The organism is Fructilactobacillus florum DSM 22689 = JCM 16035, from assembly GCF_001436645.1.
Lineage (GTDB): Bacteria > Bacillota > Bacilli > Lactobacillales > Lactobacillaceae > Fructilactobacillus > Fructilactobacillus florum.
This window is the reverse complement of sequence record NZ_AYZI01000008.1, coordinates 25,215-44,075: the sequence shown is the minus strand read 5'-3', so window position 1 is coordinate 44,075 and position 18,861 is coordinate 25,215. Positions and strand designations below refer to the sequence as shown.

General features: G+C 41.7%; 15 protein-coding genes. 8 read left to right on the top strand and 7 right to left on the bottom strand.

From position 1 onward, the window contains the following. Positions 1–15 precede the first annotated feature (15 nt). A complete protein-coding gene (gene adhE, locus FC87_RS05250) occupies positions 16–2,625 on the top strand; it encodes a bifunctional acetaldehyde-CoA/alcohol dehydrogenase (RefSeq protein WP_056961809.1) in 2,610 nt (869 codons plus the stop codon). 65 nt (positions 2,626–2,690) lie between these two features. Then, positions 2,691–2,945 (top strand): CsbD family protein, encoded by a 255-nt coding sequence (locus tag FC87_RS05245; protein WP_009166878.1) that lies wholly within the window; start codon positions 2,691–2,693, stop codon positions 2,943–2,945. Between the two features lie 311 nt (positions 2,946–3,256). On the opposite strand, the gene FC87_RS05240 is transcribed toward FC87_RS05245, so the two are convergent. The 3 genes from FC87_RS05240 to FC87_RS06945 all read right to left on the bottom strand — a co-directional run bounded on the left by FC87_RS05240 (position 3,257) and on the right by FC87_RS06945 (position 5,441). Then, the gene (locus FC87_RS05240) at positions 3,257–4,057 is read right to left on the bottom strand and encodes an ABC transporter permease (protein ID WP_056961807.1); all 801 of its coding nucleotides are present in this window, start codon (positions 4,055–4,057) and stop codon (positions 3,257–3,259) included. 3 nt (positions 4,058–4,060) lie between these two features. Further along, positions 4,061–4,975, bottom strand: a complete 915-nt coding sequence (locus FC87_RS05235; RefSeq protein ID WP_082619223.1) for a metal ABC transporter ATP-binding protein — start codon at positions 4,973–4,975, stop codon at positions 4,061–4,063. Positions 4,976–5,288: 313 nt separating this feature from the next. Continuing rightward, positions 5,289–5,441, bottom strand: a complete 153-nt coding sequence (locus FC87_RS06945; RefSeq protein ID WP_156656537.1) for a hypothetical protein — start codon at positions 5,439–5,441, stop codon at positions 5,289–5,291. A gap of 134 nt (positions 5,442–5,575) precedes the next feature. Here FC87_RS06945 and FC87_RS05230 point away from each other — a divergent pair, with 134 nt between their 5' ends. Next, positions 5,576–6,943, top strand: a complete 1,368-nt coding sequence (locus tag FC87_RS05230; protein ID WP_009166874.1) for an amino acid permease — start codon at positions 5,576–5,578, stop codon at positions 6,941–6,943. Positions 6,944–7,213: 270 nt separating this feature from the next. Here the strand turns inward: FC87_RS05230 and FC87_RS05225 are convergent, their stop codons facing one another. The 4 genes from FC87_RS05225 to FC87_RS05210 form a co-directional block, all read right to left on the bottom strand. After that, a complete protein-coding gene (locus tag FC87_RS05225) occupies positions 7,214–7,681 on the bottom strand; it encodes a GNAT family N-acetyltransferase (RefSeq protein ID WP_056961805.1) in 468 nt (155 codons plus the stop codon). Positions 7,682–7,821: 140 nt separating this feature from the next. Beyond that, the gene (locus FC87_RS05220) at positions 7,822–9,159 is read right to left on the bottom strand and encodes an APC family permease (RefSeq protein WP_056961803.1); all 1,338 of its coding nucleotides are present in this window, start codon (positions 9,157–9,159) and stop codon (positions 7,822–7,824) included. A 380-nt stretch (positions 9,160–9,539) separates the two neighbouring features. After that, positions 9,540–10,802 carry a GTPase HflX gene (gene hflX, locus FC87_RS05215; RefSeq protein ID WP_054690162.1) on the bottom strand — a complete coding sequence of 421 codons (1,263 nt, stop codon included), beginning with the start codon at positions 10,800–10,802 and terminating at the stop codon, positions 9,540–9,542. Between the two features lie 12 nt (positions 10,803–10,814). Next, positions 10,815–11,477, bottom strand: a complete 663-nt coding sequence (locus FC87_RS05210; RefSeq protein WP_056961801.1) for a histidine phosphatase family protein — start codon at positions 11,475–11,477, stop codon at positions 10,815–10,817. A 132-nt stretch (positions 11,478–11,609) separates the two neighbouring features. On the opposite strand from FC87_RS05210, the gene helD reads away from it, so the two are divergent. The 5 genes from helD (at position 11,610) to FC87_RS05185 (ending at position 18,848) form a co-directional block, all read left to right on the top strand. After that, positions 11,610–13,919 carry an RNA polymerase recycling motor HelD gene (helD, locus tag FC87_RS05205; protein ID WP_056961799.1) on the top strand — a complete coding sequence of 770 codons (2,310 nt, stop codon included), beginning with the start codon at positions 11,610–11,612 and terminating at the stop codon, positions 13,917–13,919. Positions 13,920–13,922: 3 nt separating this feature from the next. Beyond that, entirely contained in the window at positions 13,923–14,837 is a 915-nt protein-coding gene (gene coaA, locus FC87_RS05200) for a type I pantothenate kinase (protein WP_054690165.1), read from the top strand. A gap of 149 nt (positions 14,838–14,986) precedes the next feature. Then, the gene (locus tag FC87_RS05195; RefSeq protein WP_056961797.1) at positions 14,987–15,409 is read left to right on the top strand and encodes a CopY/TcrY family copper transport repressor; all 423 of its coding nucleotides are present in this window, start codon (positions 14,987–14,989) and stop codon (positions 15,407–15,409) included. Between the two features lie 24 nt (positions 15,410–15,433). Continuing rightward, entirely contained in the window at positions 15,434–17,512 is a 2,079-nt protein-coding gene (locus tag FC87_RS05190; protein ID WP_056961795.1) for a heavy metal translocating P-type ATPase, read from the top strand. 121 nt (positions 17,513–17,633) lie between these two features. Further along, positions 17,634–18,848, top strand: a complete 1,215-nt coding sequence (locus tag FC87_RS05185; protein ID WP_235804436.1) for an MFS transporter — start codon at positions 17,634–17,636, stop codon at positions 18,846–18,848. The last annotated feature ends 13 nt before the right edge of the window (positions 18,849–18,861 follow it).

The following is an 18,861-nucleotide window of genomic DNA, read 5'->3' as shown; positions in this document are numbered from 1 at the left end:
TAAAGGAGCTACACTATGAAACGTGAAACTCAAACTAATCAGGTCGCACAAACGATCGATGAACTAGTTAAAAAATCACAGGCAGCGTTGGATACAATGAGTCAATTTGATCAAGCGAAGGTTGACAAAATCACTCAAGCCATGGTTATGGCAGGGGTGGATGCCCATCAAATGCTTGGTCAGTTGGCATATGAAGAAACTGGCCGCGGAGTTGCAGAAGATAAGGCTATCAAAAATTTGTTTGCAACAGAAGAAATTTGGCATAGTATTCGCAATGATAAAACCGTGGGCGTAATCAATGATAATCCTGAGGAAGATTATCAGCAGGTCGCTGAACCACTGGGAGTGATTGCTGGAATCACGCCGGTTACTAATCCAACTTCGACGACCCTCTTTAAGGCAATTATTGCCATGAAAACCAGAAACACCATTATTTTTTCGTTTCATCCGCAAGCTTTGCAGTCGTCAATCAAGGCAGCAAAAATTGTTCGTGATGCAGCAGTGGCAGCTGGAGCACCTGCAGATGCCATTCAGTGGATTACTAAACCCAGCCGGGAAGCAACGAATTATCTGATCAATCATCCCCACGTCGCTTGTACCTTGGCGACCGGGGGACCAGGATTGGTGAAGGCCGCTTACTCGACGGGGAAACCAGCCTTAGGAGTCGGTCCTGGAAATGGTCCGGTGTATATTGAAAAAACCGCTAACATTTTGCGAGCAGTTAATGATTTGGTTTTGTCAAAAACCTTTGATAATGGAATGATCTGTGCCACTGAGAACAGTGCGGTAATTGATCAGCAGATTTATTCGGCAGTTAAAGCCGAATTAGAAAAAAATCGAGTTTATTTTGTTCCGCAGGCTGAACAACAGCAACTAACGGAAGCGATGTTTGATCCGGAGCGGCTGAGTGTCAAGGGTCCCATTGCCGGAGCCACAGCACAGCAGATTGCTGAATTAGCTAATCTCAAGATTCCCGTGGATACTCAGGTATTAGCGGTTGAAATGACTGGTATTGGACCAGATTATCCGATGTCTGGAGAAAAGTTGTCACCAGTGATTTCGGTTTATACGGCAACTGATCAAAACGATGCCATTGCGAAAGTAGAAAAGTTATTGGAATACGGTGGTTTAGGGCATACCGCTGCTATTCAGACTAGCGATGATGAGCTGGCCACCAAATTTGGGGTAGCAGTCAAAGCTTCGCGAGTAATCGTGAACTCGCCCTCGGGGTTAGGAGGTATCGGAAATCTTTACAATAATATGACTCCGTCACTAACCCTTGGGACTGGTTCATGGGGCGAAAATTCGATTTCGCATAATGTAACCGACATGGATTTGTTGAACATCAAAACAATTGCTAAGCGAAGGAATAATATGCAGTGGATTAAACTACCACGAATCTATTTTGAAAAAAACTCGGTTCGTTATCTTAAAGACATGCCTAATATCACTAAAGCGTTTATTGTTACCAGTCCTTCAATGGTTAAGTATCATTATGTTGACAAGGTTTTAGATGAACTAAATGCCCGGCAAAATCAGGTTCAGTACTACATTTTTGATGATATTCACGGCGAACCTAACCTAGAAATGGTACAGGCCGGGGTTACGCAAATGCAGGCCTTTCAGCCGGACACGATCATTGCGCTTGGAGGTGGGTCACCACTTGATGCGGCTAAAATGATGTGGTTGATCTATGAACAACCAGACACCGATTTCTTTGGCGCCCGCCAAAAATTTCTTGATATCAGAAAACGGGTTTATCGGTTTGAAAAACCGCGTAAATCGCAGATGGTTGCTATTCCTAGTACTTCGGGAACCGGATCAGAAGTTACGCCGTTTTCGGTTATTACTGACGAGCAACACCATGTCAAATACCCATTAGCTGATTATGCATTGACACCAGATGTTGCCATTGTCGATCCACAATTTGTAATGAGTGTACCGCAGGGCACCGTCGCGGCTTCGGGACTCGATGCCCTAACTCATGCCATTGAATCCTATGTTTCAACGATGGCTTCTGACTATACTAGACCGTTGTCGTTACAAGCCATCAAACTGATTTTTGACAATTTAACGGCTGCCTACCATGGGGATCAACATGCCCGTGCTGAAATGCATACGGCGTCAACAATTGCTGGGATGGCATTTGCCAATGCCTTTTTGGGAATCACCCATTCGATTGCCCATAAAATTGGCGGAGAATTTGGGATTACCCATGGAATTGCGATTGCCATCACGTTGCCGCACGTAATTCGCTACAATTTTAAACAACCAAAGAAAATTGCAACTTGGCCTAAATATGAATCGTTTCGAGCAGATCAAGATTACGCCATGATTGCTCGCTATCTAGGGTTACCGGGGCAAACTAATGAAGAATTAAAAGAAGCGCTTGTGCATCGCTTTATCGAATTGGCACATTCAGTTGGGGTAACGCTGAGTCTTGAGGCGCAGGGAGTTAACGAAGCAGAGCTTGAAAAACGCTCCCAACGACTGGCAGAACTAGCGTATGGTGATCAATGTACAACGGCAAATCCGAAAGAGCCATTGATCGAAGACTTGCGACAAATAATTCAAGCTGAATATCATGGTACGGGTGTCGAGTCATCCGCTGATAATGCCGATTAATTGTCATTGCGCCTGATGATTGATTGTGTTACATTTAACTTAATTAAATTATAGGAGGTTTTACCATGAAAAATTTATTACTAGGTTTTAGCTTAGCTGCCAATGTTATCTTAGGATACGCGCTCGTGAAAGATTCTGACGGGATTGACTATTTAGTTGACAAACTGGACGGTTTGGGTGATCAGTTCAAAGGTAAAGCTGAACAGGTTGAAGGGACGCTGAAGGATGATCCAGCTCAGAAACTAGCTGGTGATTTCGATGAAGAAAAAGGAAATGTCAAAGATAAGATTAATGATATTAAATCCGATTTAACTGACTAAGATCAATAAGTCACTTTGTTAAATAAGATCTTTAAATTAAAAATTAAAGCGCTAATCATAGGATGATTAGCGCTTTTTTATGATTTTTTGTTAACCGTGGTTGGTAAATTTAATATTAAGGTTCTAATTATTTCGTGATTAGGCCTTTTTGGTTTGAACTCGAAAGACATAGAGGACGATGCTTCTAAATCTAAAGAAAATTCGCTGACCAAAGTGAATAATTAATCATTAGTAATGATTCTGCAATGTGAACAAGCTTGTGACCTGTAATCTAAGGAACCAGCCCAACAAACAAGGCCAGCGGAACTGCTTTAAGTTTTTTCCTGTAAAGTAAGCTGAATTTTATCAAGTAAGAAAGCTGTTAAAATAACAACAAGTATGGTTAGCAGTAGGGAAGTTATTATTGTAGTAATATCAGGGATTCGATATATAATCGATCGCAAAGCACGTAACTGGTAGGTCATTGGATTTATATTTGCTAGTATTTTTAGATATAGGGGTTCATGACCGTCAAGATAAAAAGAAGGGGCAGTAAATGCGATGGGGGTGAATACTAATTGAATGAAGATATCCCGTTGTTGATAATTTTTAAACAGGCAACTACAAATTATTCCCAAGGAACTCCAAAATAACAACATTATAATTCCCACCAAGATGGCTATCGGGAATAAGACTACCAATCCCTTTATCTTAAATACGATTAACAATAAATAAAGGATCAAACATTGATATAAATAACCAAATATTGGGAAAACACTCATCCCTAAAATATATTGAAATGGTCTAACCCCATTCATAAATTTAATGGCCATTAATCCAAATTGTTTGTCCACAGTGCTTCGATAAACAGCTTGCGACATCTGAGTTGTCATAATTAAACCGACTACACCAATAGAAGCGTATGATGCATATGAAATAATTATGCCATGGTAATTAAAATTATTAGTCGTTGAATTTAATCCCATAACCAGAAATGCAAAAAAAAGGATTGGTTGCATCGTCATTGAAATTAATCCACCAAGATTAGAGAAGAAAGCATTAATTTCATTGTACATAACAATAAATGCTCCCCTAAAACCAATGGATTGTTTTCTAAAATTTAATGGATCCATCGCTTACTTCTCCAAACTCATATCTAGATAAATATCGCGTAGACTTTTTTGCTGCATACTAATATAATCAATAACTTCATTATTTTTTTCAGCTACATTCATAAATTTTTCAAATTCACTAAAGTTAATAATTAGGTTACCATTGTCAGATTCTTTAAAAGTACTAACTGATTGTTTAACCACCTGACTAAAATTACCAGACTTAGGTGTGATTTCTACCAACTTATTGCGAGCACCTTTTTGAATAAACTCGCTCATTAACCCATTAAATTTTACTTTATTATTTCCAATTAAAACGATTTTATCAGCATATTCTTCAACAATTGTTAGGTCATGACTTGAAATTATTACGATTGATCCTGCAATCGATTTTGTTTTTAAAAATTTAAATAGTTTTTCCGATGAATAAACATCTAACCCCGTAGTTGGTTCATCTAATATAAAGACGTCGGGATTTTTAGCCAACTCTCTTGCAATCTGCACTCTTTGCTGTTGACCTCCGGAAATATGATCCATTGGTCGATTCCTTAAATCATAAATCTGCATTTGTTTCATAGCACTAATACTTAATTTATGGCTTTTTTTAAGGGTTTTTCCGGATAGGAGCGGTCCAAGAATAACGTTGTTTTTAACACTAGTAAACCAATCAATTAGTGGTACTTGAGGACAAAACCCTACTTTATTAAAATTTGGCTGATTTAAATCATTTGTAACCTTAAATTCAATTTTTCCAGATAGGGGTGGTAAAACTCCAACAATGGAATTTATAAGAGTAGATTTTCCAGCGCCATTAGGACCAACAATTGCTGTGATTGTTCCAGGTAAAAAATCAATATTGATATCATTTAAAACGATATGTTTTTCATCATGACCATAACCCAAGTTTGCTTTTTTTAGCTTAATAAAATTTTCATTCATCGAAACATCTCCTAAATAAATTACTATACCATAATTATAATAAATAAAGGAGATGATAAATATGACGAATGGATTTTAAAAATAATTGGTAGTTTACAATACGCTCTCTAAATACAATTTAAAAGCTTTTGAAAAGAATGCTTTACTTGCTAAAGAGGCTGAAGGTCTAAATAAATTAGCAAGGTTTAAGGGTAATAGCAACCGACAATGAACAGGATCCAGTTTTCCATGATTTATAAACATGGTAACCCTGTGAAAATTTTTATCGATAAAAGAGCAGTCGAAAGACTGCTCTTTTGGGTTGGGTCTTAAGCTATCCGGGTTGGTTACAAACCAGTGTAGTAGTAGCCAGCCAATTTCCTGTTACTTGAGGGTGTCGCTGCTTTGAGTACATCGAAAGTGCGGTCATACAGATCAAAATTAAAATAAATGCGGTAATCAATAGAATTGTTCTTAGTTTATGCACATGGGCACCTCCCTAGTCATATTCTAGCAGTTACACTAGGTTTTGTCTGTTTGACTAGATTTTTATAAATTGATAAGATTACCGCTATACTTATTTTACGAAAATCATTAGTTTGTTAAAGAAAGGTGATGGAAATGGTGGCAAAACAGCAGCAGGACTTAAAGCGCGGTTTAACCTCGCGACACGTACAAATGATTGCAATTGGAGGGGCGATCGGAACCGGACTTTTTTTGGGTTCTGGGACGGCGATTAAATCAGCTGGTCCGGCGCTGATTGTGGCTTATCTGATTACCGGGATCTTCTCATACTTAATGATGCGGGCAGTCGGAGAATTACTCTTGTCAGATCTGCACTTACATTCTTTTATTGATTTTGTGCGCGAATACTTAGGTGATCGCTGGGAATTTGCGATTGGTTGGGCGTACTGGCTGAGCTGGGCTAGTTTGGCAATGGCCGATTTAACGGCTTCTGGGATCTATCTCCGTTTCTGGTTTCCAGCACTTCCGCAGTGGGTAACACCGCTGATTGTTGTGGCAATTTTAGTGACTTTTAACTTGATCAACGTGGCGTGGTTTGGTGAGCTCGAGTCGGCCTTTTCTAGTATTAAGATTTTTGCAATTTTGGCGCTAATTGTAGCGGGAGTCTGGATGATTGCTGTCGGTTTTCATACCCAAGGGAATACCGCTTCATTGACTAATTTAGTGAGTCACGGGGGCTTTTTTGCGACCGGCGTTTGGGGATTCATTCTGGCCTTTCCCATGGTGATTTTTGCCTTTACGGGGATTGAAATGGTCGGATTAACGGCCGGAGAAACCCGAGATCCACAAACTGACATTCCCAAAGCAATTAATTCGGTTCCCGTTCGAATTCTACTTTTTTACGTCGGGTCAATGATTGTAATCATGTCGGTCTATCCATGGAATGAAATTAATCCCAATCAGTCGCCGTTTGTTCAAATTTTTTCGGGATTGGGGATTAAATTTGCAGCTAATTTGATTAATTTTGTGGTTTTAACGGCAGCATTGTCGGCAGCTAATTCGGCGATCTTTTCCACGTCGCGGACGTTGTATATTTTAGGCCGTAACGGTCAGGCTCCCAAAGTATTTAGCAAATTATCGCGTGCCAACGTTCCATACGTGGGTATTTTGGTTTCTTCTGTGGTCTTTTTGGGCATTGTCTTATTAAACTACTTTTTCCCTAGCAAGATTTTTGTGTTAATTACGGGAGTCGCAACAATTAGTTTTATTTTTGTGTGGTTGATTATTATGTTGACCCACATTAAATTTAAACAAGCGACGGTCGGACAACCGGCAACGTTTGCAATGCCTTGGTTTCCAATTACCAGTTATGTCACCATTGCCTTCTACGTGGCAATCTTAATCGTGCTCCTCTTTGATCAAGCTACGCGGATCTCAGTAATTGCGACAGTGATTTTCTTTATGGCGTTGGTCGTTGGTTACCGATACTGGAATAAAAAGAAACAAACAGAGAAAATCAGCTAAATAATCCGAGATGGGTAAGTTAAATTTTAAATCCCAACATTAATTTAGAAAAATGCCACTCCAAAAGGGATAAAAGTGGTAAGCACTAGCTGGTTGTTGTTATAACAACGTTGATTAACCAACGGGTTGATTCACAACCAGCGTAAACCGTACTAAAACAACTGAATTCAAATTAAAAAGCATCCGTTCATGATTGAACGGATGCTTTTTAGTATGGAGAGGGTGGTTGGTAGCTGGTCATGCAATCAGCTGGTTTTAATTACCAACAAGTTAGCTCAGCGATTTGGTAAAGACAAGAAGGGGACCATTTGGACCAGAAATGACTTGACCTGTTTTTGTAAAACCAGCCTTTTGATAAAGATGTTGTGCGGCTTGGTTACGCTGATTTACCCCTAATACCAACTCAGTAATGGTCGGATAATTAGTGCTAAGATAGCCTGGCAATAAATCTAAGGTGGCTTGGGCGTATCCGTGTCTTAAAAAACGTTCGTTTGTGGAAAAGCTTTTTAATAAAATACTATGTGGATTTTCTGTGTACTTATCTTTAGTGGAGTCAGTATCGAGCATTAAAAAAGTGCAGACTTCGTTGGCATCGTTAATTAATAGCACCGGATGTTGGTTTTGATCGCGATGTGCCCTTTCAATCGCAGTAATTGGTGGAGTAGTGAATTCAGGATTGGTGATGCGATAGGCTTGAAGTTGTGAGCTGAAAGGGGCAGTATATGTCACTAATTTCATAAAATCCTCCTAGTGGGCGAATATTTAAGTAGTTTAACAGAATTTAAAATTTAAACAAGCTCACGCCCAGCTTTAGACGAGGTCGCTACGAACTAAAAAGCCCTCGCTCCTTAATTGTTCTAAGGATTGAGGACTTAGCATTAGTTATGGTGCTTGCGCATCACTTTAAAGTAATAGACGGGACAGCCAACTGCCACGATGCTGAGCGATACGATGACACCGATCGGATCAGATAAAATCTCTGAGCCAATCACAAACAACGACCCAGCAATTGCTAATAGGGGAGTAAGTGGGAATAACGGAACCGAGAAGACCCGTGGCTGGTTTGGATTTCGGCGTCGCAAGAGAAAGAGCCCTACAAACGCCATGACATAGAAACAATAGATGGTGAAAATGCAAAGTTCTGAGATGCGGTCCGGATTAGTCAAAACAATCATGAGCCCAGCAATCACGATGACCGCAATGATTGAAAAAATTGGGGTGCGCGTTTTGCGGTTGAGATAGGCCAACTTTTTCGACCATGGAAGCTGATCCTGTTTGGCCATTGCATACATAATGCGGGGGAAAGTCATAATTTTACCATTCATACAACCAATAATAGAGATGATAATCCCAATACTAAGGATTTTACCACCGATTTGCCCGAAGTCTTTTTGCGCAATGTAAGGAATGGCAGCCGTTCCTAGGTCGTGAACTTTTTGGGCACCGATACTTTTTAATACCCCATAAGAAACCAAAAGGTAGATTCCCATGACAGTTAAGATTCCAAGCGTAATGGCTCGTGGCAACATTTTTCTGGGATTTTTAATTTCTCCGCCAAGGTTGGCAACTAAAATCCAACCATCGAAAGCAAATAAAGTGGCGAGCATTGCCACCCCAAAGCCCCCGGCCGTGGTCTGAAGCCCCTGGATACTGCTAGAAAAGGCATCTGCGCGACCAAAAAAGAGACCAAAAATGATGAGGGCGGCAACGGGAACTAGTTTACAAATCGTGGTGATGATGGCAAATGCCCCCCCATAACGATTAGGGAACATATTGAGGATACCTACCAGACAAACAGATCCAAGTGCAATTGGCAGGTGCCAGATGGGAGCAGTATTGAAAAAATCACCCACTAGGACGGCTAGATAAGAACCAAGGGCGGCAATCATGGCTGGTCCATAGACAATGATCTGCATCCAGCCAGAGAGAAAGCCCCAAAACTGGTTGTAGATTTGTTCCATGTACGCATAGAGTCCTCCGGTACTTGGATTTTGCGAAGCAATTTCTGCAATCGTAAGCCCAGCAGCTAGGGTTAGTAACCCACCAGCAAGCCATGCCAATAAGGCAGCTTTGGCGGAACCAGCTTCATTAATAACCGCAGCTTGGCGGACAAAGATTCCAACTCCAATAATAGTTCCAATCACTAGTGACAATGCTGACCACAGTCCAAGGGAACGATTTAGTTCAACCTGTTCTGAATTTTCTGGTGATTTCATGATAATTCCTCCTAAATAAAAAAGTCCCTGACAAATTACTGCCAGGGACGCAAGCGCGCGGTTCCACCCAAATTCTTTGGAAAAGTTTCAAAGCACCTTGATAGCTAATTATGACTAAAGAAAGTTAATCCCGATAAAAAATTTAAAAAGTCCCTGACAAATCAATGTCAGGGACGCGAGTGCGCGGTTCCACCCAGTTTCTTCCAGCTGCAGTCTGGAAGCACTTTTATCGGTATTAAGCTAAACCCTGAAGCGGCTAACTAAGCAACAACATCTGAATTACAGAATACATCAGACTCTCTTTGAAGCAACGCTTAGATTTCTTCTTCAAGTAGTAATTGTATTCTAATCACTTTAAATTGAAATGTCAAACGTTAATTTTAATTATTGGTTAAATATTTTTGGTAACGACCTACTGCTGCCTGGGGGAGTCGGACGGTTAGAACTGTTCCAGCTTCAGTGTAGTCCGTTTGTTGGACGGCGAATTGACGGTTGAGGGATTCAACGACGGCTCCATCAGCAAACGGAATGGTAAATGATTTAACCACTTCGTCGGCAAATAATTGAGTGATGATGGTCTCCACCAAGAGATCGATAGAATGCTCATCTTTAGCGGAAATGATGATCTCATGCCCCGTCCGAATGGGGTAAGCAGCCCCAGCGAGATCGGCTTTATTAAAGACGGTAATCATAGGAAGTTCTGGGACGCCAATTTCTTGCAGTGTGGCATTCGTAGTTTCCATCATCAGGGCTTGATTAGGATCTGAATAATCAACGACTTGGAGGAGCAGGTCTGCTTGAGCTGCTTCTGAAAGAGTGCTTTGAAAAGCGGCGACCAGTTGGTGCGGTAGTTTACTAACAAACCCAACTGTGTCACTGAGCAAGCAACTACGGTGTCCAGGAAGCTCTAACTTACGAACGCTAGTATCTAAAGTCGCAAATAACATATTTTTAACAAAGACTTGTTTGTCTTCATTTTCGCCAAAACGTTGCACGAGTTGATTCATGATGGTTGATTTACCAGCATTAGTATAACCAACTAACGCGACGGTTTTGAGATGACTTTCGGCGCGGCGCTTTCGTTGAGTGGCGTGGGATTGTTCGCTCTCCTTGAGTTCATGGCGAACGTGGTTAATCTGATGTTCGATCGTTCGCCGGTTTAATTCTAATTTTGTTTCTCCGGTACCCCGGTTGGCGAGCCCGCCCCCAGCCGATTGCTGGTCAAGGTGTTGACTGGCTCCGGTTCGCAGACGTGGTAACTGGTATTTTAATTTAGCCAACTCTACTTGTAATTTTGCTTCCCGAGTGTGAGCCCTGGTAGCGAAGATTTCCAAGATCAGTCCTGTTCGATCCATAACAGTTGCATTAGTAGCTTTTTCAAGGTTGCGAATCTGACTAGGACTGAGTTCGTCGTTAGCGATAATGGTGCTGGCGTTGGTGGTAACTACTAGTTGAGCCACTTCTTCGACTTTCCCCTTGCCAAAGTAGGTTGCCGCTTCTGGATGGGGAAGTTTTTGCGTTACCTTACCCACGGTTTTTAAATGATTAGCGGTGGTAAGCTGCTCCAGTTCTTCCATTGAATAATTAAAATCGGCTTGATCCAGATTAAGTCCGATAATAATCGTATTGATATTTTGTTCCAAGGAGGCTCCCTTCTAGTCAGTCGGCAAGCTGCTCTGGTTATACCAAGCAACTTGGTACTGACGGTCAGTAACAGTGATTTTTGTGAGACTACCGTTGCGAATGGGAGCGGTAATATCATGATCGCTATATTTGCTAACAAGGCTACGAATTAAAGTTCCATGTGAGGCTACCAGAATGTTACTATTAGCCGGTGCGTGTTCACTAATGTGATCAAGGATTGGTTGTAAGCGATCCCAGAATTGTTGATCAGTTTCTGCGTCACCATAAGGGTCTGCTGCTGCAATCATGTCACGGGTTTTTTCAATTGAAAATTGACGAATTAGTTCGCCATAGGTTACCGCATTATGCGGACCACCGATGATGTTCCAAGTTTGACCGGCATCATTGCCTTCAAAGAAACCAAAATTTTCTTCTCTTAGTGCGGCTTGGGGTTCAGCCACAGTGATGGATGATACTTGATTGGCTGCTAGAATCAAGTTAGCGGTGTGTTGAGCTCTGATGGTATCACTGCTAAAAGCTTGGGTAAAATTGATTTGAGCAAGTTCTAGCCCAGCTTGATTTGCATCCGCGATTCCCTGGGAGGTTAAATCGGAATCGGCCCACCCTTGGAGGCGATGATATCGATTTAACTGGGTTTGTCCGTGTCGGACGAAATAGAGATTGGTAGTTGCCACTGCGATAATCCTCCTGGAGATAAACTAGTTTGATTCTATCATACTACGTCTCTGTCCTGGAAAGGTCGTTATTGCGAGTTATTTATGGTAAAATTACTAGTCAAGTTTAGTTATTGGGAGGGAAGCTACATAATGGATCAGAGAACCGCGAATCAATACAAAATAGAACAAAAACGGCTTGATTTTGTCAGAGGACAATTGGCAGTTGCCCAAGAACAGCTTGGTGATACGATTAAAAAGTCTAAGGCAAAACAAAAAGACCTTGAAAGTAACTTTTATGATGATGTGCGGGTAAAAACCAGTACTTATGAAGGTCAGATGGAAACGGGAGTATCAGTTCGCCAACAGCAACAGTTACTGACCCAGCATCAAAACCGTTGGCAGACCGCCACTCGGGATTTGAAGACCTTGCAACGACTGGAACAAAATGCCTATTTTGCTAGGGTTGACTTAACCGAGGGGAAGGATGCTGCTCTAGAAAAGATCTACATCGGGTTAGCTTCGTTTGCCGCATTGGATAATTCAGATAATTATTTAATCTATGATTGGCGCGCTCCCATTTGTAGTGTTTACTACGATAGCGGAATGGGCACGATGACTTATGAAGCCCCGATGGGGTCGCGAAAGGTTAACGTGCAACTCAAACGAGAATTGCAGGTAGTTGGTTCTCAGGTCAAACTGGTCTTTGATACTGAAGAAGCGGTGGGAGATCGCGTGCTCCTTGAGAACCTACAACAACAATCAAACCCAAAGATGAAGAGCATTGTTGCTACCATTCAGCAGGAACAAAACACGATTATTCGGGATACGAAGTCGGATCTCTTAATTGTTCAAGGAGCGGCGGGCTCTGGAAAAACAGCAGCGGTGCTTCAGCGGGTTGCTTTCTTATTGTATCGTTATCGAGGCAATTTAACGCCCGGTCAGCTAATCCTATTTTCACCTAATCAACTGTTCAACGACTACATTAGCCAGGTTCTCCCAGAACTGGGGGAACAAAATATGGTGCAGATGACTTATTATCAGTTTTTAAGTCGGCGAGTTCCACGTTTGACAATCGAAACATTAGAAGCAAGATTCCTGAACAATTTGAACCCACAACGAGCAGCAGTGACAGATTTTAAGAATAGTCTCAACTTTTTTAAGTTATTGCAACAGTATGCAGAGCAGCTCAATCAAGCTGGAATGGATTTTAAAAATATTCTCTTCCGGGGTCAGGTTTTGATCAGTAAGGAGCAAATTACAGAAATTTATTATCAGTTTAACCAAAACTATAACCTGCACAATCGGCTGGAAGCCACCAAATCAGAGCTATTAAAAATTGTTAATCGCCACATTCAAAGTGAGATGAAGAAGCGGTGGGTTGATGAAAAAATTCAAAACTTTTCACGCGAAGAAATCGAGCAGCTCACTGCCACGGCGCAAACCCCCTTACAAACAGAGCAGCAACAGTATCAATTTTTAGCCCGAAAACTGGTACGAGAGACTTTTCAAAAGGTCCGTAATCAGATTAAACGCAACCGGTTCTTCAATATTAATCAGCAATTCATTGATTTTTTGCAGGCGGTGCCAAAACTAGTTTCTCTCGCAACGGTGGGGTTAGATGCGCCTAGGTGGCAGCAAGCTGTAACGACAACGGTTCGCGATTTTAAAGCTGGTAAGATTAGTTTGAGTGATGTTTCCATTTATTTGGCGCTGTTTGATTTAGCCCTTGGAAAACATCCAGATCCTCAGATGCGGTTTCTGTTTATTGATGAGGCACAAGATTATACCGGGTTCCAGTTAGCCTATTTACAATGGAATTTTCCACGGGCTAAGTTTACGCTTTTGGGTGACCTCAATCAGGCTATTTTTACGCATGAAAGTGCCCCTGCCTGGAGCCGAGAATTGAGCCAACTTTTTGATCCCGCCACCACTCGAATGATCAACCTGCAAAAATCATATCGTTCTACCACAGAAATTACCAACTTTAGCAAACAATTACTAACAACGGGAGCGACGATCGAATCGTTTGCTCGTCGCGGACCCCTTCCCGTTATCCAGCAAGTTAAATCGGCGACAGCGGCCTACCAATTTTTGGCTGATGAGTTACAAACTAAGTCACAGGGGACCACAGCAATTATCACTAAGACACTTGAGGAAGCGCACGTGGTCCGTGATCAGCTTGAAGCTTGCGGGCAAACCGTCCGACTGATTCAAACGGAAAATCAACGACTGACGCGGGGGGTACTGGTAATTCCAGCTTACCTCGCTAAGGGATTAGAATTTGATCAGGTTATGTTATGGAACGTATCGCAAGAAAACTATCCTAACCAGAGCACTAATGAACTAGTCTATACGATGTGCACGCGAGCCATGCACCAACTGACCATTATCTCTGTAGGGACTCCAGCGCCCGCTTTTTCCCAAGTTAATCCAGATGATTATCAGCTAGTAAGGGAGTAATTGATGCAAAATTTTAATAGTTACACTAAACAAAAATGGAATAGTTTGTATCCAGCAGATATTAATCCGATTAGTAGTGAGCAGTTAGATCGCTTAAAAGCTTTTAACGACCAGATCGATGTGACTGATGTGCAACAGGTCTACTTACCGTTGGTATACTTACTAAATTTAACGGTTAATAGTCAACGTCAAGCAGAGATTACGCGTGCTGAGTTTTTGCAGGAACAACCACTCCATATCCCTTTTATTGTGGGAATTTCTGGGAGCGTGGCGGTTGGAAAATCAACAACGGCACGCTTATTGCAGTATCTCTGTGAGACGCTGTTACCAAATCGGAAAACCCAGTCACTAACTACTGATGGATTTTTGTACCCCAATCAAGTCTTGAAACAGCGCGGCTTGCTTGCTAGTAAAGGCTTTCCAGCTAGTTATGATATGCCCGCGTTAATCGAATTTTTAAAGCAGGTTAAAAGTGGCGCTCAGCAGGTGCAGGCCCCGGTTTATTCTCATCAAAGTTATGACATCATTCCTGATCAGCACGTGACAATTAATAATCCAGATATTTTGATTTTGGAAGGGATTAATACGCTCCAATTACCAGCAGATCAAAATGTCTTTATTAGTGATTTTACTGATTTTTCAATTTATATTGATGCTGATACGAGCTTGATAAAACAGTGGTACTTAAATCGATTCCAACAATTACGGAAAACGGCCTTTACTGATCCGAATAACTATTTTAATCAATATGCTAAGTATGATTTAGAGACGGCTTTGATGATGGCAGTTAAGACTTGGAAAACCATCAATTTACCGAACCTAGAACGCTATATTCTTCCGACTCGTCCCCGTGCTAATTTGATTATTCATAAAGGGGAACAACATCGAATCGATCGCTTGTACCTACGTCAATACTAAATTTAGAAGGTTAAAAACGCTTGAATTGCAATTTGATTCTGGCGTTTTTTTTATAAAAAGCTAGCAGTCATTTTACTTGTATAGTTTACAAATGTAAACTATACTAAGCATTGTTGATTACAATTGTAGACGAAAAATGGGGCGGATAAATGACCGAAAAAACAGTTTCTGGAGCAGAATGGAGCGTGTTACGGATTGTGTGGACGCTAGGATCTTGTACAACCCGGGAAGTGATTGACACGTTACAAAACGAATCTGACTGGAAGGATTCGACCATTAAAACATTATTAAAACGTCTTTGCGATAAAGAATTTTTAACAACAACCAAGCAGGGACGACAGTTTACCTATCAGGCAGTGGTGAATGAGCAAACGGCGATGAATCAAACTGCTGTGACTATGTTTAGTCATTTTTGTGCTATGAAACAAGGACAAACTTTGATTGAATTAATCGAACAGGAAAAGTTGAGTCGCTCTGATTTACAAAAGATTGAAAAATTGGCGCATGTCAGAGCCATGACGGCACCGGAACAAGTCGATTGCAATTGTTTACCAGATGGAACTTGTGATTAATTTAACTAGAATGGAGTGAAAACAATGGATATGCAAAATAATCAAAATCAACCTAGTATGGGTCAGATGGACATGGATCACAGCAAGATGCAGATGGATCATGGATCGATGGATGGTAGCATGATGATGGGTGGACACATGATGCACATGGGAAATTTAAAACGACGGTTTTGGATTTCTTTGCTGCTTTCATTACCAATTCTGCTATTATCACCATTTATGGGAATAGTATTGCCGTTTCAAACTAGTTTTCCGGGCTCAGAATGGGTGGTTCTAATTTTTGCGACGCTGTTGTTCTTCTACGGTGGGCAGCCGTTTTTTGCGGGTGCTAAAGGAGAACTTCGTGGGCATGAACCGGCGATGATGACCCTGATTACGATGGGAATTAGCGTGGCATATTTATATAGTCTATATTCATTTGTTATGCAGCAGTTTGTGAATCCTCAGGGACACTATATGAATTTCTTTTGGGAATTGGCCAGCTTGATTGTCATCATGCTGTTAGGACATTGGATTGAAATGAATTCGGTGATGAACGCCGGGAATGCATTACAAAAAATGGCAGCCTTGCTCCCAGACGAAGCCCAGGTCGTTGACTCTGCTGGACAGGTGCAAACGATCAAACTTAGTGATCTGAAAGACGGTCAAATTGTCTTAGTCCAAGCTGGAGCTAAAATTCCAACCGATGGGGTCGTGATTGCTGGGGAAAGTTCGGTCAACGAATCCTTGGTCACTGGAGAAGCAAAAGTCGTCGAGAAAAAGACCACCGATCAAGTAATTGGCGGGTCAATTAATGGCGACGGAACCCTCCGAGTGAAAGTTACCGCTACTGGTGAGAATGGCTACCTAGCCCAGGTAATTAAATTGGTCCAACAAGCGCAACAAGAGAAGTCAAAGGCAGAAACTAAGGCCGCACTGGTGGCACGTTGGCTGTTCTATGCTGCTTTAGTGATTGGTATTCTAGCATTGGTGGTCTGGACACTGATTGCGGGATTTAGTTATGGCTTGGAACGAATGGTAACGGTGTTAGTAATCGCTTGTCCTCATGCTTTGGGGCTGGCGATTCCGCTTGTCGTAGCACGGAGTACCTCGATTGCTGCTCAAAATGGTTTGCTAATCAGAAATCGCGAGTCACTAGAGGCCGTGCGCCAGCTTGATTACGTCTTTATGGATAAAACGGGAACCTTGACTCAAGGAGTTTTTCAGGTCAACCAAGTTGTTGCTAATCAAAAGCTGAAGCAAACGGAGTTGTTAAAAAAGTTTGCATCTTTGGAAGCTAATTCCAGCCATCCTTTGGCAACTGGAATTTTGCGAGAAGTTCAAAATCAAGAATTGAGCTATCAACCAGCCAATCACGTTCAAACGATCCAAGGGGTTGGACTGCAAGGTGAGATCGGAAATGAAACTTATCAGATTGTGAATGCTAAGTATTTAGATCAGCACCAAATCACTTATCAGCGGGATCAGTTTAAGCAGCTGGCCGCAGCTGGAAATTCGATTAGTTATTTAATTAAAAATCGTCAAGTTTTAGGCTTAGTTGCCCAGGGTGATGTCTTACGGCCAGAAGCCACTCAACTAATCAAAACGCTACAAACAATGCACATTACACCAGTGATGCTTACGGGTGATAATGAATTAACTGCGCAACGGGTGGCAAAACAACTTGGTGGGATTGCCTATCAGTCACAATTGCTACCTGATGATAAAGAACAAATCGTCAAGAGTTATCAGCAACAGGGGCACCACGTGATGATGGTGGGTGACGGAATTAACGATGCGCCAAGCTTAACGCGTGCTGATATCGGAGTCGCCATTGGAGCCGGAACAGAAGTGGCCATCGATTCTGCCGATGTAGTCTTGGTGCACAGTAATCCAGATGATATTGTAAACTTTCTTAATCTAGCAACGGCTACCAATCGAAAGATGGTGCAAAATCTGTGGTGGGGAGCAGGCTACAATATTATTGCGATGCCACTCGCTGCTGGCGTGTTAGCCCCAATTGGAATTGTTTTGTCACCAGCAATTGGAGCCATTATCATGTCACTATCGACGGTGGTAGTTTCTATCAATGCCTTCTTGCTCCGGCTTAATAAAATTGATTAGGATAAAAAAGCATTCGCAGTTGCGAATGCTTTTTTATTTCGCTCATGGGATGTGGTGCGGTAATTGCAGGAAGTACTGACATGCGTTACCATGAAGACATTCAATTTGTGAGGTGACGACGATGGCTAATTTTAGACTACGATCCAAGGTGAAAAACAAATCTAAATATCCGTTAATGATGAGATTTTCTTTGTTATCGGTTTCACTGGTATTAGCTAGTTCCCTCTCAGTTTCTGCTGCCGTTCCAGAGTGGCAGCGGGCCTTTCCAGGTCATTCATATGCTGCAATCGAACTAATTGCCACGATGCCTTCGCTGGCAGTTATTATCTTTTTGTTACTGAGTGGTTGGATTGCCAAACAGCTCTCCCCCAAAAAGACAGTGATTTTAGGTCTAATTATCAGTGGCTTATTTGGAATTTTGCCACTAATAGTCACGAATTACTATTTGATGTTGCTCTCCCGGTTTGGTTTTGGGGTCGGGTTGGGGCTAATTAATGGACTGGCAGTTAGTCTGATTGGAACTTTTTTTGCTGGCAATGAAAAAAACATTTTGATGGGGATTCGAAGTGGTTTTGAAATGTTTGGGGATGCCGTATGTGCTTATATTGCGGGAGCATTGCTAGTTGATTACGGGTGGCACAGCTCTTTTCTAGTGTATGGGCTGGCTTTTCCCGTCGCAATTCTTTTTTATCTCTACGTTCCAGAACCAACCACCCCAACATCGACTCCAACAGCGGTTAAAAAGGAGCGTCGGCGGCGTTTAAATCCTGATGTACTTTTTTGGACAATTTTATTAGCGGTTTACCAGATTACTTACGTGGGAGCGACTGTCCGACTGGCGGAGTTCATTGAGGATAGTAAGATTGGCTCGGTGCAACAGGCGGCCATGATTATTAGTATTGCTCCCTTTTTTGGATTAATGGGCGGAATTATTTTTGGGCGAGCCTTGCAGTATTTGCGGAAATATTTGTTACCACTTGCGATTATTGCAAGCGGAGTGAGTCAGATAATTGTTTCTTTTGCCCACTCGTTTTTTACAGCAGCCTTAGGGATGTTTTTGGTGACGATGCTTGACACAATTGTGGTCTCTTATATCTTAAATATTGCGACTGAGATTTCAGAACCCCAAAATTTAAATGTTGTTACATCAATTTTATTAATCGGAAGTAACTGTGGGATTTTCCTAGCTCCTGTGGCGCTAGGAAGTGTCAACAATCTATTTAATACGAACTCTCCAGGACTATCTTTCTTAATCTCTGGCATCGGTTTGTTATTAATTGGGGGAATCGGGATTTACGATCTGCGATTTATTGGTCATCGGATTTTTCGTGATTGATGAATGACAGCTT

Bases quoted from the DNA above. Each gene is read 5' to 3' on its own strand.
- adhE (WP_056961809.1), top strand. From the start codon at position 16: ATGAAACGTGAAACTCAAACTAATCAGGTCGCACAAACGATCGATGAA.
- FC87_RS05245 (WP_009166878.1), top strand. From the start codon at position 2,691: ATGAAAAATTTATTACTAGGTTTTAGCTTAGCTGCCAATGTTATCTTA.
- FC87_RS05240 (WP_056961807.1), bottom strand. From the start codon at position 4,057: ATGGATCCATTAAATTTTAGAAAACAATCCATTGGTTTTAGGGGAGCA.
- FC87_RS05235 (WP_082619223.1), bottom strand. From the start codon at position 4,975: ATGAATGAAAATTTTATTAAGCTAAAAAAAGCAAACTTGGGTTATGGT.
- FC87_RS05230 (WP_009166874.1), top strand. From the start codon at position 5,576: ATGGTGGCAAAACAGCAGCAGGACTTAAAGCGCGGTTTAACCTCGCGA.
- FC87_RS05225 (WP_056961805.1), bottom strand. From the start codon at position 7,681: ATGAAATTAGTGACATATACTGCCCCTTTCAGCTCACAACTTCAAGCC.
- FC87_RS05220 (WP_056961803.1), bottom strand. From the start codon at position 9,159: ATGAAATCACCAGAAAATTCAGAACAGGTTGAACTAAATCGTTCCCTT.
- helD (WP_056961799.1), top strand. From the start codon at position 11,610: ATGGATCAGAGAACCGCGAATCAATACAAAATAGAACAAAAACGGCTT.
- coaA (WP_054690165.1), top strand. From the start codon at position 13,923: ATGCAAAATTTTAATAGTTACACTAAACAAAAATGGAATAGTTTGTAT.
- FC87_RS05195 (WP_056961797.1), top strand. From the start codon at position 14,987: ATGACCGAAAAAACAGTTTCTGGAGCAGAATGGAGCGTGTTACGGATT.
- FC87_RS05190 (WP_056961795.1), top strand. From the start codon at position 15,434: ATGGATATGCAAAATAATCAAAATCAACCTAGTATGGGTCAGATGGAC.
- FC87_RS05185 (WP_235804436.1), top strand. From the start codon at position 17,634: ATGGCTAATTTTAGACTACGATCCAAGGTGAAAAACAAATCTAAATAT.